Here is a 15,448-nt window from a genome sequence, read left to right on the forward strand (position 1 = left end):
GAGTCGGGTGCCATCTGATTGGGGCAACTCAAACTCACGACAGTTCAGGGGTTAAGCATTTATTGGGGCCTAACTCACCTGTTTCGCCAGTTGTAGATCCATGTATTCGTAGCAGATGCGTTGTGCCTGTTCGGTGTCGAACGCGTCTCCCGACAGGGCACCCCGCAACCATAGACCATCGATGAGAGCTGCCAGGCCCCGTGCTGCATTGCGGGCCTGGGCCTGCGGCATTACGCGGCGAAACTGGCAGCACAGATTGGAATACAAGCGGTGATCGTTGATCCGCTGCAATCTGTGCAACGACGGCTGGTGCATGCTGGCGGCCCAAAAGGCCAGCCAGGTTTTCATTGCCGGGCCACTGACCTGGCTGGCGTCGAAGTTGCCTTCAACAATCACCTGCAGATGAGCCCGTGGGCTGTCATCGCTTAACGCCAGGCGGCGCTCGGTGACGTTGTCGATCAAGACGTTCATCAAGTACCGCATGGTGGCGGCAATCAGACCGTTCTTGTCTTTGAAGTAGTGACTGATGATGCCGTTCGACACACCGGCCAGACGGGCAATCAGCGCAATGCTGGCATCTGCCATCCCGACCTGATCGACCGCCGTCAACGTGGCTTCGATCAACTGCTGGCGGCGTATGGGTTGCATACCGACCTTGGGCATTTCGCAAATCTCCTTGGGCCGGCGAGCAGTGCATAAGCATCACTGAACGACAGCCAGTCTATTTTGTTTTGATTGAACGTTCAATCAACAAAGAATAAGCTCTGCGACAAATAGTCGCGATTTATGTCGTTTCCTTACGCATGAATGGCGCAAAACGACACGGTAAATTCCCATGGAACCTAGGCAGAAGCAGGCTTTCGCAGGCGCTGACAGGAGGTCCAAACAGGCATAACGCACCAGACCACGCGGGGCAGCCCTTGATTTCAAGGGGACGCACACAGGTTCTGAACGCGGTCTGGGCGGGTCCGGTTTTTTAGCGGTGTCTTTATATCACTCGACCGTTGGTCGTAATCCAACCCTTTGGTCGAGTGGTGCGTTGCCTTAAGTCCTTGTCTCGCACTGCCTGGAGCACCTGTGCAATGAGTTCTGCCTCTCTTATAAAGACCCCGCCGCAAAAGGTGACGGTCAATGGTTGGGTGTTTTACACCTCCACTGCCTTGATATTGTTGTTGACTGCCATTTTGATCATTGCCCCCGAAGAAGCGGGTCGTATTCTGGGCGTTGCCCAGGAATGGCTGTCGCGCAGCTTCGGTTGGTATTACATGGTGGTGATCGCCGCTTACCTGATCTTCGTAGTCGGTCTGGCGTTTTCGTCCTACGGCAAACTGAAGCTGGGCACCAAGCAAGACACCCCGGATTTCAGCTATGGCGCCTGGGCCGGGATGTTGTTTTCGTCCGGTATCGGTATTTCCTTGCTCTATTTCGGCGCTTCCGAGCCGCTGGATCACTACTTCAACCCGCCTGAAGGCGTGTCGGGCAGCCACGAAGCCGCGCGTCAGGCGTTGCAACTGACCTTCCTGCACTGGGGCCTGCACGGCTGGGCGATTTACGCGCTGGTCGGCCTGGCCGTGGCGTATTTTGCCTACCGTCACAACCAGCCGCTGGCGCTGCGTTCGGCGCTGTATCCGTTGATGGGCGAGCGTTGGGTCAAAGGTGCTGCTGGCCATGCGGTGGACGGCTTCGGCATGTTCGTGACCCTGCTGGGGCTGGTGACCAACCTGGGCATTGGCTCGATGCAGGTGTCGTCCGGGCTTGAGAACCTGTTCGGCATGGAACACAGCAATACCAACCTGCTGATCGTGATCATCGTGATGAGCACTGTGGCCACCATCGCCGCTGTCTCTGGCGTTGAAAACGGCATCCGCCGGTTGTCCAACCTGAACATCGTGCTGTTCAGCGGCTTGCTGATTTTCGTGTTGTTGTTCGGCCCCACGCTTCACCTGCTCAACGGCTTTGTGCAAAACACCGGTGACTACCTCAACGGTATCGTCATGAAAACCTTCGACCTGTACGTGTATGAAGGCGACAGCAAGAAAACCGAGGGCTGGCTGGGCCTGTGGACCCTGTTCTACTGGGCGTGGTGGATTTCCTGGGCACCATTCGTAGGGATGTTCATCGCGCGTATTTCCCGTGGTCGTACCGTGCGTGAACTGGTGGCGGGCGTGTTGTTGATTCCGCTGGGCTTCACCCTGGCCTGGCTGTCGATCTTCGGTAACTCGGCACTGGACCTGGTGGTTAACCACGGTGCGGTGGAGTTGGGGAAAACGGCGCTTGAACAGCCGTCGATGGCTATTTACCAACTGCTTGAGCATTACCCGGCGTCGAAAATCGTCATCGGCGTGTCGATCTTTGTGGGCTTTGTGCTGTTCCTGACCCCGGCGGATTCCGGCGCGGTGATGATGGCCAACCTGTCGTGCAAAGGCGGCGATGTGGATGAGGACGCGCCGCACTGGCTGCGTATCTTCTGGTCTGCGGTGATCACTCTGGTGACCATCGGCCTGTTGTTCGCCGGTAACTTTGCGGCCATGCAAACGATGGTGGTGCTGGCCGGTCTGCCGTTTTCGGTGGTATTGGTCCTGTTTATGTTTGGCCTGCACAAAGCGATGCGCCAGGACACCCTGGTTGAGCAGGAACAAGCCGAGTTGGCCGCCCGTGGTCGTCGAGGTTTCAGCGAGCGCTTGACTGCCCAGGACCTGCAACCGACCCAGGCGGTGGTGCAGCGCTTTATGGACAAACACGTGACCCCGGCCCTGGAAGATGCGGCAGAACAGCTGCGCAGTCGGGGCTTGGAGGTGCAAACCCTGCTGGGCAGTGCCAAGCGTTGCATGGGCGTGCGGGTGGAGATGGAAGAGGGCAACCCGTTTGTCTACGAAGTCAGCCTGGACGGTTATCTGGCCGCACCGAGCGAGTCCGAACAGGATGAAGTGCGCAGTCGTTATTACCGGGCCGAGGTGTATTTGCACAACGGCAACCAGGAGTACGACCTGATGGGCTTCACCCAAGAGCAAATCGGTCGTGACGTGCTCGACCAGTTTGAAAGCCATCGCCAACTCCTTGGCAGGGTGTACAGCTAAACCGCGTGTGGGAGCGGGCTTGCTCGCGATAGCATCAACGGGGTGTACCTGATACACCGCGTTGACTGCATCGCGAGCAAGCCCGCTCCCACAGGATGAGTGCGCGTCAGCCCAGGTTCTTGCCCAACAACGCGTGATACAACTCGGTATCGCCCAGTATCCCCACCACTTTCTGGTTGTCGTGCAGCACCAGTTTGTTGCCCGTCTGGTAGCGGATTTGCAGCGCGTCGCGCATGCCAATTCCCGAATCCACCAGAGTCGGCCCCCGGCCCAGACCTTCCACCGCCTGCCCGCTGCTCCAGCGCTGCAGCTCCACGGCACCGGCGCCCTGACGCACACCCTTGATGGTGTTGCCTTCCGCCAGATCAATCCACGAATCATCCCCCGGATCGATGCACACCGAGCCGTTGATGCGCTTGCAGTTGTCCAGCGTGCGCATCAGGCTGCGCCCGCACAGAACGTTCAACGGGTTGGTGTGGGCGACGAAGGTGCGCACATAGTCGTCGGCAGGATTGAGTACGATCTCTTCGGGCTTGCTGTACTGCACGATCTTGCCGTCTTTCATGATCGCAATGCGGCTGCCCAGCTTGAGCGCTTCGTCAAGGTCATGGCTGACAAACACAATGGTCTTGTTCAGCTTGTGCTGCAGCTCCAGCAGCTCGTCTTGCAGGCCTTGGCGGATCAACGGGTCGAGGGCTGAAAAGGGTTCGTCCATCAGCAGAATATCGGCATCCATTGCCAATGCTCGCGCCAGGCCAACCCGTTGCTGCATGCCGCCGCTCAACTCATCGGGCTTTTTGTTGCGCCATTGGGTCAGACCCACCAGCTCCAGCTTTTCATCCACCAGGGTACGTCGTTCTTTCTCGGGGCGGCCCTGCATCTCCAGGCCGAAGCTGATGTTCTCGCGCACCGTCAGCCAGGGCATCAGGGCGAACTTCTGAAACACCATGGCGATGCGCTTGGTGCGCATCATTTTCAGTTCGGCGGGGGTACATGAAGCAATGTCGATCTGCTTGCCTTCGTGCTCCACATACAACTGGCCACGGCTGACCGTATTGAGTCCGTTGATGCAGCGCAACAGGCTGGACTTGCCCGAGCCGGACAAGCCCATCAGCACACAGATTTCGCCTTTGTCGATATCCAGGCTGGCCTTTTCGACGCCCACAATCTGCCCGGTCTTTTTCAGGATCTGATCCCGCGAAAGGCCTTGATCCAGCAGGCTGAGTGCCTCACGGGGGTCTTTGGCGAAGATGACGTCTACATTATCGAAACGAATAATACTCATGCGTCGGCTCCTGTCTTGGCTTCCGGCTGTTTGCAGATCCGGTCGAGCATGATTGCCAGCAGCACAATCGCCAGCCCTGCTTCAAAGCCCAGGGCAATGTCGGCGGTATTGAGTGCGTTGACCACCGGTTTGCCCAGGCCATCGGCGCCTACCAGGGCAGCGATCACCACCATCGACAGCGACAGCATGATGCATTGGGTAATCCCGGCGGCGATGCTCGGCATGGCGTGGGGCAGTTCAATGCGTGTGAGCAACTGGCGGCGTGAGCAGCCAAACGCCTTGCCGGCATCCAGCAGTTCATGGGGCACGTCGCGAATGCCCAGGTACGTCAGGCGGATGGGCGCTGCAATCGCAAACACCACCGTGGAGATCAGCCCCGGCACCACACCCAGGCCAAACAGGGTCAGGGTCGGGATCAGGTAGACGAAGGTAGGCACGGTCTGCATCAAGTCCAGTACCGGGCGCATGAAGGTATAAAACATCGGCTTGTGGGCGGCGAGAATCCCCAGCGGCACGCCGATGATCACGCACACAAAGGTCGCGAACAACACCTGGGCCAGGGTTTCCATCGTTTCTTGCCAATAACCCAGGTTCAGGATCAGCAGAAACGACATTGCCACGAAAACAGTGAGCCCCCATTTACGTTGAATAAAGTGGGCAAACAAGGCGATCAGGCCGATGAACACGAAAGGGTTGAACCAGGTCAGCGCAAACGTCACGCCGTGGATCATCGTTTCAAGTGTCAGCGCAATGGCATCGAAGGTGCTGGCACCGTTTTTGGTCAGCCAGTCGACGAAGCTTGCGATGTACTCGCCCAGAGGAATTTTTTGATCAATCAGCATGGTAGTGAACGTCCGCATGCAGGGGGATTAAAACGGAGCCAGGCGGGGTTGGTCGCCTGGCGCCCGCGATTACTTCGCGAGGCTGGCTTGAACGGCTGCAAGACCCGGTTTGCCATCAATCGTGGTTACACCTGCGAGCCAGGTTTGGAGCACTTGCGGGTTCTGTTTGAGCCAGGCCCTGGCGGCCACGTCCGGTTTGATCTTGTCGTCCAGGACCTTGCCCATCAGGGTGCTTTCCATGTCGAGGGTGAACACAAGATTTTTCAGCAGTTGACCGACGTTGCTGCACTCTTCGCTGTAGCCCTTGCGGGTGTTGGTATAGATGGTCGCCTGGCCATAATTGGGGCCGAAGAAGTCATCGCCGCCGGTGAGGTACTTCATTTTGAAACGGGTGTTCATCGGATGGGGTTCCCATCCCAGGAACACCACTTCAGTGCCACGGCGCTGGGCGCGATCGACCTGCGACAACATCCCGGCTTCGCTGGACTCCACGACCTTGAAGCCCGCGTCTTTCAAGCCGAACGCGTTCTTGTCGATCATGGTCTGGATCATGCGATTGCCATCGTTGCCCGGCTCGATGCCATAGATCTTGCCGTCCAGTTCCTTCTTGAATTTGGTTATATCCGAGAAGTCCTTGAGGCCCTTGTCATAGAGGGCCTGGGGGACAGCGAGGGTGTATTTGGCGTTCTCCAGGTTGGCACGCACGGTCTCGACGGTGCCCGCCTCGCGGTAAGCCTTGATGTCGTTTTCCATGGTCGGCATCCAGTTGCCCAGGAACACGTCCATGTTCTTGCCATCGGCGAGCGACTTGTACGTGACCGGTACTGAAATCATGGTGGTTTTGGTTTTGTAGCCAAGGGCCTTGAGCACTTCGCTGGTGACTGCGGTGGTGACGGTGATGTCGGTCCAGCCGACATCCGAGAAGTTGACCGTGCTGCATTGCTCCGGTTCTGCTGCCTGGGTGATGACGGGCAGACTCAGCAATGCAGCCAACAACAACGATGAGGAATGTTTCATGGAACGACTCCTGTGTGTCTGGGATGCGGTTTTCGATCGAAAGCCGCACGTATCAGTTGCGGTTGGGTGATGCACGGCAGGGGTGTTGCCGGCGCATCTTGCAATCGAGTCAGGACTGATCATGTAACAGCGAAAATCAAACGCCTACAGGGGGCGTCGCATCCAGTACAGGCAGGGTCGTATCTGATACTTGGGAGGTCGTATATAGACGTTTCATGAGTAAAAACCGCTTTTTTCATGCCTCTGCACCGTATAAAACGTCGGGGGCGCTGGCAGGCAAAGGTGAGTCGTAGCTGGACGTTTTTGCAGATCGCAAACACCCCATGATGCGGGCACACACCCTTAAGGTTCGTGCTCATGGCTATCAGCGTATTTGACCTGTTCAAGATCGGTATCGGTCCCTCAAGCTCCCACACCGTAGGCCCGATGCGGGCTGCTGCGCTGTTTGTGCAGGGTTTGCGCGAACGGGACCAACTGCAGCAGGTACATCGCATCGAAGTGCAGCTCTATGGCTCGTTGTCGGCCACCGGCATTGGCCACGGCAGTGACAGCGCGGTGATCATGGGCCTGATGGGTGAGTGGCCCGATGCAATTGATCCGGCGCAGATAGCCCCGCGCATCGCCCAGCTTCATCACAGCCAGACGCTGCTGCTGGATGGGTACATGCCGATCCCGTTCGTATGGTCGCAAGACATGCGCCTGATTGACGAAAACCTGCCGTTCCATCCCAACGCCATGACCCTGGTCGCAGAAACCGAAGCCGGTGAACTGCACCGCGACACCTACTACTCGGTGGGCGGCGGTTTTGTGGTGGACGCTGCGCAAGCGGCAAGCGGTGTGCTGGACATGGACCGCACCGAACTGCCCTACGATTTCAATTCTGCCGTCGAGTTGCTCGACTTGTGCCGCAAGCACCATCTGAGCGTGGCGGCATTGATGATGGCCAACGAACGCACATGGCGCAGCGAGGACGAAATTCGTTGTGGCCTGATCAAGCTTTGGCGCGCCATGCAGGACTGCGTTGAGCAGGGTTTGAAACACGAAGGCATCCTGCCCGGCGGCCTGAATGTGCGCCGTCGCGCTGCCCGCCTGCACCGCAGTCTGCAGGAATTGGGCAAACCCAATGTGATCGGTTCAACCCTGAGCGCCATGGAGTGGGTCAACCTGTTTGCACTGGCGGTCAACGAAGAGAATGCGGCGGGCGGGCGCATGGTGACCGCACCGACCAACGGTGCGGCGGGGATCATCCCGGCGGTGCTGCACTACTTTATGAAATTCAGCGATGAAGTGAGCGAAGCCCATGTGGTCGACTACCTGTTGAGCGCGGCGGCGATCGGCATTCTGTGCAAAAAGAATGCGTCGATTTCCGGAGCCGAAGTGGGATGTCAGGGCGAGGTCGGATCGGCCTGCGCGATGGCGGCAGCGGGGCTGGCGCAAATCCTTGGGGCGAGCCCTGAACAACTGTGCAACGCGGCTGAAATTGGCCTGGAACATAACCTGGGTTTGACCTGCGATCCGGTGGGCGGGCTGGTGCAGGTGCCGTGTATCGAGCGCAACGCCATTGCGGCGGTCAAGGCGATCAACGCGGCGCAAATGGCCTTGCGCGGTGACGGGCAGCACTTTATCTCCCTGGACCGGGTGATCCGGACCATGCGCGACACCGGCGCCGACATGCACGACAAATACAAGGAAACCTCACGGGGTGGCCTGGCGGTCAGTGCGGTGGAATGCTGAAAACCCTTGTGGGAGCGGGCTTGCTCGCGATGCAGGCGACACGGTTGGCCTGGACGCCATCGCGAGCTGGCCCGCTCCCACAGAAGAGGCACACCTGCCAGCGCTGTTTCAGCGCACGCCGACCTTTTTTGGCGCACTCGTACTTTTCGTGACATTTGATTGCAGCTCTGTTTCTGCCCCCTTCCCACAAGTGATACCAATGTGCTCAACAGCGCAGGATCACACCCGTGCAGCCCTGCTGGACCGTAGTTTTGGCACGACCTGCCTAGACCCTTTGCGACGTCGTTTTCAGACTTTATTGAATGCCCATCCAAGTTTAGGCATGGCATTTGCGTTGCCATCTAAAAGCCCCGTTCAACGAGGGCAAAAACAAGAGCCCGCGCCTGGGGCCATCACCCGCTTTGTGTGAGGAGATATCGCGATGACGTCGTTCAACTCCGGGGTCCAACCCCAGAACCGTACGCCTCAATCCATCGGCTTTCTGCTGCTGGACAATTTCACGCTCATTTCCCTGGCGTCCGCGATAGAACCCTTGCGTATGGCTAACCAGTTGTCGGGCCGTGAGTTGTATCGCTGGAGCACCCTCAGCGCGGATGGCAGCCAGGTATGGGCCAGTGATGGTCTGCAAGTGACCCCCGACGCCAGCATGCACAAGGCACCGGCGCTGGACATGGTGATCGTGTGCGGCGGTATCGGCATTCAACGCACCGTGACCCGCGAGCACGTGTCATGGCTGCAAAGCCAGGCGCGCCAGTCGCGCCGTCTGGGCGCCGTCTGTACCGGCAGCTGGGCGTTGGCGTATGCAGGCTTGCTCGATGGTTTTGATTGCAGCGTGCATTGGGAGTGTCTGGCGTCCATGCAGGAAGCCTTTCCGCGGGTTGTCATGAGCACACGCCTGTTTACCCTTGACCGCAGCCGCTTCACCAGCTCGGGGGGCACTGCGCCACTGGACATGATGCTGCACCTGATCAGCCGTGATCATGGTCGCGAACTGTCGGCCGCCATCTCGGAAATGTTTGTGTATGAGCGCATTCGCAACGAGCAGGACCACCAGCGCGTACCGCTCAAGCATATGCTGGGCACCAATCAGCCCAAGTTGCAGGAAATTGTCGCGCTGATGGAAGCCAACCTCGAAGAGCCTATCGACCTGGATGAACTGGCGGTTTACGTCACCGTATCGCGGCGCCAGTTGGAGCGCCTGTTCCAGAAGTACCTGCACTGCTCGCCGTCGCGCTACTACCTCAAGTTGAGGTTGGTGCGGGCGCGGCAGTTGCTCAAGCAAACCCCCATGTCGATCATTGAAGTGGCGGCGGTCTGCGGCTTTGTGTCCACGCCGCATTTCTCCAAGTGCTACCGCGAATACTTCGGCATTCCGCCACGGGACGAGCGTGTGGGCTCCAACACGGCACAGCAGACCACGCTTGTGCAGATCCCGCAGTCATTGTTGCTGTCCCCGCTGGCCGGGCCGATGTCCGCCTTGAATCAGGCGCGTAACGAATCGACGTTTGCCAGTGTGAGGTTGTAGCAAGCCGTTGTGGGAGCGGGCTTGCTCGCGATACAGGCACTGCGGTTCAACAGACAGACCGCATTTTCTGCATCGCGAGCAAGCCCGCTTCCATACGGCTCAGTGCAATTGCTTTTGCTTGAACGCCATCAGCCCCGGCAACAGTTGCTGATCAATGGCCTGGCGTACCGCCGGTAAAATCGTTGCGCTGCCGGTGTAGAGCTTTTCGACCATGCCCTTCAAGGCCCGGGCATTGGTTTCATTCAGCCCGCATACCGCCGCCGAGCAAGCCTGTTCGGCACTGCCCGACACCTCGAACCCCAAGGCACGCAGTTGGCCCAGCAGGTCCTGCTCATCTATCAAATCCGCGTGCATCATGGTTTGGTCCTTTTATGAAGCGCGATTGAAGTTTGATTCTGGTAGGGCTTTGGTCCGTGGGCAAGGGCGGTTTGGCGATATGTCTGATCTGCCTAAGAACAGGTCGTTTTAAGGCAAGGGCAAGGCAATCACCCGCCCCACATGCTCGGGTTTCGGGAGATCACGTTGCTGCTGCTCGATGGCCTGCAACAAGGCCAGGGTGTGTTCGCCAAACGGCGCGGAACGCGGGCCTGCCAGGTCGACATGCAACAGCATTTGCTCATTGCCCGCCAAGACCCTCTCATCACCGGCCAGGTGCAGGCTGTGATAGACATGCAGGCGTTTTTTGTCGTGGCCGATGAGTTGGGTGCGCACTTCAACCTGTGCCCCGAGTTTCACCTCGTGCAGGTAATTGAGGTGCACCTCCAGGGTGAACAGTGAATGGCCGCTGGCTTCACGGTTCTGGCTGTCGAGCCCCATGCGGTCCATCAGGGCATCGGTGGCGTAGCTGAAAATCAGCAGGTAAAAGGCGTCGCGCAAATGGCCGTTGTAATCGACCCATTCTTCAAGAATGGGGGTGCTGTAGGTGGTGAGCGCGGGCATGCTGAACCTCGTTCAATCGTTGATGGCAATGCCATGTTTGAGTTTGGTCGCGTTAACCGCTTCCATTACGGCCAGCAGGCAGTCATCACGATAGCTTTCCAACGCGCCGATGCTGTGGCTGCCCAGTTGCTCAGTGGTGCCTTCGACCACGTCGTCGATCAGTTTTTCGCTGAGCTCAGGGGCGGGCAAATACGTCCAGGGCAGTTGCAGGGCCGGGCCGAACTGATTCATGAAGTGACGCATCCCGGCATCGCCCCCCGCCAGGGTATAGGTCAAAAAGGTGCCCATGAACGACCAGCGCAAACCTGCGCCAAAGCGGATGGCGTCGTCAATCTCGCCGGTGGTGGCGACGCCGTCATTGACCAGGTGCAGCGCTTCGCGCCACAAGGCTTCAAGCAGGCGGTCGGCAATAAAGCCGGGCACTTCCTTGCGCACGTGCAAGGGGCGCATGCCCAGGGATTGATAGACCTTGATGGCCGCCTGAATGGCCTCGGGGGCGGTTTTTTGCCCGCCGACCACTTCGACCAATGGCAGCAGGTAAACCGGGTTGAACGGATGGCCGACAACACACCGCTGCGGGTGGGTGGAGGTTTCGTAGAACTCGCTGGGCAGCAGGCCCGACGTGCTGGAGCCAATCAAGGCATCGGGTTTGGCCGCAGCGCTGATTCTGCGGTGCAAATCCAGTTTGAGATCGAGCCGCTCGGGGGCGCTTTCCTGAATGAAGTCGGCCTCGCTCACGCACGCTTCGATGGTGCTGACAAAGCGCAGCCGGTCTTGGGATGCGCCTTGGGCAAGGCCGCTTTTTTCCAGCGCCGGCCAGGCCTTGGCGACGCGCTTGCGCAGGGCCGCTTCGGCGCCGGGGGCCGGGTCCCAGGCGACAACGTCAAGTCCGTGGGCAAGGGCGCGAGCGACCCAGCCGCTGCCGATGACACCGCTGCCAAGGGCGGCGAAGGTTTTGATCTCGGTAATAAACGTCATGAAAGTGTCCTGAATTGAACCGTAGGAAAACGCAAAGCCGATGGGGTTATCGGGAGGTGAGCCCCATCTTCACCCGACCTTCTGCCGGGCTCAGTACCCGGGCGCCCAAGCGACTGAGGATTTCAGTGGCGCGTTCCACCAGTTGCCCGTTAGTGGCCAGCACCCCGCGATCCAGCCACAAGTTGTCTTCCAGCCCGACCCTAACGTTGCCGCCCAGCAGCACCGCTTGCGCGGCCATCGGCATTTGCATGCGACCAATCCCGAATCCGGCCCACACCGCGTTGGCGGGCAAATTGTCGACCATGGCTTTCATGCTGGTGGTGTCCGCCGGAGCCCCCCACGGGATGCCCAGGCACAGCTGAAACAGCGGGTCATCGAGCAAGCCTTCCTTGATCATCTGTTTGGCGAACCACAGGTGGCCGGTGTCGAAAATTTCCAGTTCGGCTTTCACGCCCAGTTCCTGGATACGCTTGGCGCCCGCCCGCAGTTGCGCCGGTGTGGAGACGTAAATCGTGTCGCCGTCGCCAAAGTTCAGGGTGCCGCAATCCAGGGTGCAGATTTCCGGCAGCAACTCCTCGACGTGAGCCAGACGGGTCAGCGGCCCGACCAGATCCGTGTGGGGGCCAAACTCCATCGGGTTCTCGCCGGGGCCGATATGCAAGTCACCGCCCATGCCGGCTGTGAGGTTGACGATGATGTCGATATCCGCCTCGCGGATGCGTTCCATCAGTTCGCGGTACAGCGCCACATCGCGGCTGAACTGCCCGGTCTTTGGATCACGTACATGGCAATGCACCACCGTGGCTCCGGCCTTGGCCGCTTCCACGGCTGCTTCGGCAATTTGTTTGGGCGTGACTGGCACTAAAGGGCTGCGCCCGCTGGTGTCGCCGGCACCGGTGAGTGCGCAGGTGATGATGACGTCGTGGTTCATGGGGCATTTCCTTGGGGCGTAGAGCGCCACAACGCAGCCATCAAGGGCCGCGAAGGTGGGCTTGGTGTTTGATTATTTAGCGCTGAGCTTCAGGTGTTCGGCAGCGGGTTTGCCATCCACGGTGGTGACGCCTTCAAGCCAGCGCTGAAGGTCGTGCGGATGGTCCTTGAGCCACTGGCGGGCCGAGACTTGTGCATCCTTGTGATCGAGCAGCGGCTGCATCATGCGGCTCTCGTCCTCGGCGCTGAAGGTCAGGTTGCTGAGCAAACGGCTGACATTGGGGCAGCGGCTGGCGTAGTCCGGGGTGGTGACTGTCCATACCGTGGCCAGGCCTTCATCCGGGCCCAGGGCTCCTTCGCTGCCGGTCAGGTAAGTCATTTTCTGATTGATGTTCATCGGGTGCGGTGTCCAGCCAAAGAACACAATCGGCTCGTTGCGATTCACTGCGCGTGACACCGCCGAGAGCATCCCGGCTTCACTGGACTCCACCAGCTGGAACTTGCCCAGGCCAAACTGGTTTTTCTCGATCATGGCCTTGATCTGGGTATTGGCGCCGGACCCCGGCTCGATCCCGTAAATCTTGCCCCCCAGTTCCTTCTCGAATCTGGCGATGTCGGCAAAGCTCTTGAGCCCCTTGTCAGCCATGTAGGTTGGAACGGCGAGCATGGCCCTGGCGTCTTTAAGGCTCGGCTCGGCCAGGACCGTGACCTGTTTGGCGTCCACGAACGGGGTAATGCTCTGGTTCATGATCGGGTTCCAGTAACCCAGAAACATGTCCAGCCGCTTGTCGCGCAGGCCAGCGAAGATGATTTGCTGTGAAGCGCTGGTTTGCCTGGTTTTATAGCCGAGACCGTCGAGCAGGGTTTGCGCCATGGCGCTGGTGGCGATCACGTCGGTCCAATTGACCACGCCCATGCGTACGTTCTTGCACGATGCATCTTCAGCAGCCAGGACGCAGGGGCTCAGTACCAACAGGCAACAGCTGATCAGTCGTTTCATGGGTGGGGCCTCGGCAGGTTGTTATTGGGGGATCGGCGTCTTTGTGCGCCGTGATGCCAAGGTACGCAGGCGGCGTGCCGCGCAACCGCACTGGGGCGACGTGGTTTTGCACTGCAGCGACCTGACTGTGTTTCAATCCGTTGAACCGACTTGCGAGCGTTCCCATGGCCCAGGACTTTTACTTCCTTCTGCTGCCCGGCTTTTCATCAATGGGCTTTATTTCGGCCATCGAACCGCTGCGGGTAGCCAACCGTTTTCGCGGCGAGCTGTACCGCTGGCACGTACTCAGTTGCGAGGGGGGCGCCGTGCTCGCGAGCAACGGTATGTCGGTCAATGCCGAGGGAGGGCTGGGGGCACTTGAAGCCGGTGCGACACTGTTGGTGGTGGCCGGTTTTGACCCGCTGACCCACGTGACACCGGCGCTTAATCAGTGGTTGCGACGCCTGGACAACGACGGAGTAACCCTGGGCGCCATCGACACGGGCAGTGTGGTACTGGCGCAGGCGGGCCTGCTCGACGGCTATCGGTTGACCCTGCACTGGGAGGCGCTGGAAGCGTTCAAGGAGTCATACCCCGCATTGCACGTGACTCAGGAGCTGTTTGAAATCGACCGCCAGCGCATCACCTGTGCGGGCGGCACCGCCTCCATTGACCTGATGCTGGACCTGATCGCCCAGGCCCACGGACCGGAGTTGGCGATCCAGGTTTCCGAACAGTTCGTGCTTGGCCGCATCCGCCCGCGCAAGGATCACCAGCGCATGCAGGTCGCCAGCCGCTATGGCATCCACAATAAAAAACTGGTGCAGGTCATTGGCGAGATGGAGCAACACAGCGAGCCGCCCCTGAGCACCTCGCAACTGGCGCTTGGCATCAACGTGACCCGGCGCCAACTGGAGCGCCTGTTCCGTTTGCACCTGCACGACACCCCGCGCAACTTCTACCTGGGCCTGCGCCTGGAAAAAGCCCGGCAACTGCTGCGCCAGACCGACATGAGCGTGCTCGACATCAGCATTGCGTGCGGTTTTGAATCACCGTCCTATTTCACCCGCAGCTACCGGGCGCGGTTTGGCTGCGCGCCGAGGCAGGACCGGGTGACGGGTACTACCCCTTCAGCAACGCCGCACACGCTGCCTTGAACGCTTCATGCTGATACTTGTTCAGCGAGGCAGGCAGGTCGAAGGCGTGCTTTTTGTATTGGGCGTTGAGGGTTTGCGGGGATAGCAGCTGCACTTCGCAATCGTCCAGCAACTGGATAAGGCCTTCGATCTTGAACGTGATCGGGCCACCGGCGAACTCACCCTTTTTACTGCGCTTTTTGATCACGATCCGGGTGATGGCGTTGGCCTTCACAAAAGCGGCCATCTGCGCTGCGAAAGCTTTGACGCTGGCGGCGTCTTCATCGTCGTCCAGGGCGATTTTCTTGGTGGCGTTGGCCACATGCTCAAGGCCCTGGTTGGCGAGGGCGAAAATAGCTTCGCTGCCTTTGATTTCGATACCGCAAATAGTCATAAAAACCTGATCGATAAGTTGAACTGTTCTTGTGGGAGCGGGCTTGCTCGCGACGCAAGCGACCCGGTCTTCAGGTTGGACCGCGGTGATGCTATCGCGAGCAAGCCCGCTCCCACACCCGGAAGGGGTCAATCCTGCCCGATCGATTCCAGAAACTCAGAACGATCGTCGCTGATGCGGGCCATGCAGTCGTTTTGGGCGATGTTGAATGCCTCGGTGCCAGCAGTGGCCGGGAATACCGCAATCGCGCAATCGGCGTCGCGCTGGTGCAACCACAGCGCCTGGGCAGCCTTGATTTTGCTGAGGATGTTATTGAGCTGGGTCGCGTTATTGCCGTACAGGGTCGTCATGCGCTCCTGCAGAGCTTCGTAGTTTTCGGTCAGCAACTGCTCGGCAGCATTTTTGCTGAACACCGAACACGCCAGGGTTTGCCGGTCGTTTTCTACCGCGTCGCACGGGTTGTAGTCGGCATCATCGGCCGCATGGGCTCCGCTGGTGATCAACGCCAAGGCCAGGAGAATCGATTTCATTGCGGCTTCCTAATCCATAGATGGGGCGGATTCTGGCTTAAGCGTCGGCCAAAGAACAGTCGCGCAGCATAGGCCATGTCAT

At 59.2% G+C, this 15,448-nt stretch carries 15 protein-coding genes; 4 read left to right on the forward strand and 11 right to left on the reverse strand.

The annotated features are described in order from the left end of the window. Positions 1-69 precede the first annotated feature (69 nt). A complete protein-coding gene (gene betI / locus V6P94_RS04775) occupies positions 70-663 on the reverse strand; it encodes a transcriptional regulator BetI (RefSeq protein ID WP_019822931.1) in 594 nt (197 codons plus the stop codon). 476 nt (positions 664-1,139) lie between these two features. Between betI and V6P94_RS04780 the strand changes: the two genes are divergently transcribed. Further along, positions 1,140-3,077, forward strand: a complete 1,938-nt coding sequence (locus V6P94_RS04780) for a BCCT family transporter (RefSeq protein ID WP_326399150.1) — start codon at positions 1,140-1,142, stop codon at positions 3,075-3,077. Between the two features lie 106 nt (positions 3,078-3,183). Here V6P94_RS04780 and choV read toward each other — a convergent pair whose 3' ends face one another. The 3 genes from choV to V6P94_RS04795 form a co-directional block, all read right to left on the reverse strand. Next, positions 3,184-4,362 (reverse strand): choline ABC transporter ATP-binding protein, encoded by a 1,179-nt coding sequence (choV, locus tag V6P94_RS04785; protein WP_133075221.1) that lies wholly within the window; start codon positions 4,360-4,362, stop codon positions 3,184-3,186. Further along, a complete protein-coding gene (gene choW / locus V6P94_RS04790; protein ID WP_133075222.1) occupies positions 4,359-5,204 on the reverse strand; it encodes a choline ABC transporter permease subunit in 846 nt (281 codons plus the stop codon). The genes choV and choW overlap by 4 nt, the downstream gene beginning before the upstream one ends. A gap of 69 nt (positions 5,205-5,273) precedes the next feature. Further along, a complete protein-coding gene (locus V6P94_RS04795) occupies positions 5,274-6,221 on the reverse strand; it encodes a choline ABC transporter substrate-binding protein (protein WP_133075223.1) in 948 nt (315 codons plus the stop codon). A gap of 357 nt (positions 6,222-6,578) precedes the next feature. On the opposite strand from V6P94_RS04795, the gene V6P94_RS04800 reads away from it, so the two are divergent. Next, complete coding sequence (locus V6P94_RS04800; RefSeq protein ID WP_133075224.1) at positions 6,579-7,955, forward strand: L-serine ammonia-lyase; 1,377 nt, start codon at positions 6,579-6,581, stop codon at positions 7,953-7,955. 421 nt (positions 7,956-8,376) lie between these two features. After that, entirely contained in the window at positions 8,377-9,480 is a 1,104-nt protein-coding gene (locus V6P94_RS04805; protein ID WP_133075225.1) for a GlxA family transcriptional regulator, read from the forward strand. A 99-nt stretch (positions 9,481-9,579) separates the two neighbouring features. On the opposite strand, the gene V6P94_RS04810 is transcribed toward V6P94_RS04805, so the two are convergent. From V6P94_RS04810 to choX, 5 genes are all read right to left on the reverse strand, one after another. Next, positions 9,580-9,837, reverse strand: a complete 258-nt coding sequence (locus V6P94_RS04810) for a hypothetical protein (RefSeq protein WP_133075226.1) — start codon at positions 9,835-9,837, stop codon at positions 9,580-9,582. A 108-nt stretch (positions 9,838-9,945) separates the two neighbouring features. After that, positions 9,946-10,419 carry a thioesterase family protein gene (locus tag V6P94_RS04815; protein WP_133075227.1) on the reverse strand — a complete coding sequence of 158 codons (474 nt, stop codon included), beginning with the start codon at positions 10,417-10,419 and terminating at the stop codon, positions 9,946-9,948. Between the two features lie 12 nt (positions 10,420-10,431). Next, positions 10,432-11,397 carry an L-carnitine dehydrogenase gene (locus V6P94_RS04820; RefSeq protein WP_326398600.1) on the reverse strand — a complete coding sequence of 322 codons (966 nt, stop codon included), beginning with the start codon at positions 11,395-11,397 and terminating at the stop codon, positions 10,432-10,434. A gap of 46 nt (positions 11,398-11,443) precedes the next feature. Beyond that, positions 11,444-12,328, reverse strand: a complete 885-nt coding sequence (locus V6P94_RS04825) for a 3-keto-5-aminohexanoate cleavage protein (RefSeq protein WP_326398598.1) — start codon at positions 12,326-12,328, stop codon at positions 11,444-11,446. A 72-nt stretch (positions 12,329-12,400) separates the two neighbouring features. Next, positions 12,401-13,327 carry a choline ABC transporter substrate-binding protein gene (choX, locus tag V6P94_RS04830; protein WP_133075230.1) on the reverse strand — a complete coding sequence of 309 codons (927 nt, stop codon included), beginning with the start codon at positions 13,325-13,327 and terminating at the stop codon, positions 12,401-12,403. Between the two features lie 164 nt (positions 13,328-13,491). On the opposite strand from choX, the gene V6P94_RS04835 reads away from it, so the two are divergent. Beyond that, entirely contained in the window at positions 13,492-14,463 is a 972-nt protein-coding gene (locus V6P94_RS04835) for a GlxA family transcriptional regulator (protein WP_133075231.1), read from the forward strand. Here V6P94_RS04835 and V6P94_RS04840 read toward each other — a convergent pair. Then, positions 14,429-14,836 carry a DUF3010 family protein gene (locus V6P94_RS04840; protein ID WP_133075232.1) on the reverse strand — a complete coding sequence of 136 codons (408 nt, stop codon included), beginning with the start codon at positions 14,834-14,836 and terminating at the stop codon, positions 14,429-14,431. The two genes, V6P94_RS04835 and V6P94_RS04840, sit on opposite strands and share 35 nt — an antisense overlap. A gap of 128 nt (positions 14,837-14,964) precedes the next feature. Continuing rightward, positions 14,965-15,366: a lysozyme inhibitor LprI family protein gene (locus tag V6P94_RS04845; protein ID WP_133075233.1), complete on the reverse strand. Its 402-nt coding sequence runs from the start codon at positions 15,364-15,366 to the stop codon at positions 14,965-14,967. Between the last annotated feature and the right edge of the window lie 82 nt (positions 15,367-15,448).

The organism is Pseudomonas sp. ML2-2023-3 (assembly GCF_037055275.1).
Taxonomy (GTDB): Bacteria; Pseudomonadota; Gammaproteobacteria; order Pseudomonadales; family Pseudomonadaceae; genus Aquipseudomonas.

Coding starts and splice junctions, on each gene's coding strand:
- V6P94_RS04825 (WP_326398598.1), bottom strand. CDS start 12,328: ATGAACCACGACGTCATCATCACCTGCGCACTCACCGGTGCCGGCGAC.
- V6P94_RS04805 (WP_133075225.1), top strand. CDS start 8,377: ATGACGTCGTTCAACTCCGGGGTCCAACCCCAGAACCGTACGCCTCAA.
- V6P94_RS04820 (WP_326398600.1), bottom strand. CDS start 11,397: ATGACGTTTATTACCGAGATCAAAACCTTCGCCGCCCTTGGCAGCGGT.
- V6P94_RS04840 (WP_133075232.1), bottom strand. CDS start 14,836: ATGACTATTTGCGGTATCGAAATCAAAGGCAGCGAAGCTATTTTCGCC.
- V6P94_RS04845 (WP_133075233.1), bottom strand. CDS start 15,366: ATGAAATCGATTCTCCTGGCCTTGGCGTTGATCACCAGCGGAGCCCAT.
- V6P94_RS04800 (WP_133075224.1), top strand. CDS start 6,579: ATGGCTATCAGCGTATTTGACCTGTTCAAGATCGGTATCGGTCCCTCA.
- choW (WP_133075222.1), bottom strand. CDS start 5,204: ATGCTGATTGATCAAAAAATTCCTCTGGGCGAGTACATCGCAAGCTTC.
- V6P94_RS04810 (WP_133075226.1), bottom strand. CDS start 9,837: ATGATGCACGCGGATTTGATAGATGAGCAGGACCTGCTGGGCCAACTG.
- choV (WP_133075221.1), bottom strand. CDS start 4,362: ATGAGTATTATTCGTTTCGATAATGTAGACGTCATCTTCGCCAAAGAC.
- V6P94_RS04795 (WP_133075223.1), bottom strand. CDS start 6,221: ATGAAACATTCCTCATCGTTGTTGTTGGCTGCATTGCTGAGTCTGCCC.
- V6P94_RS04835 (WP_133075231.1), top strand. CDS start 13,492: ATGGCCCAGGACTTTTACTTCCTTCTGCTGCCCGGCTTTTCATCAATG.
- V6P94_RS04815 (WP_133075227.1), bottom strand. CDS start 10,419: ATGCCCGCGCTCACCACCTACAGCACCCCCATTCTTGAAGAATGGGTC.
- betI (WP_019822931.1), bottom strand. CDS start 663: ATGCCCAAGGTCGGTATGCAACCCATACGCCGCCAGCAGTTGATCGAA.
- choX (WP_133075230.1), bottom strand. CDS start 13,327: ATGAAACGACTGATCAGCTGTTGCCTGTTGGTACTGAGCCCCTGCGTC.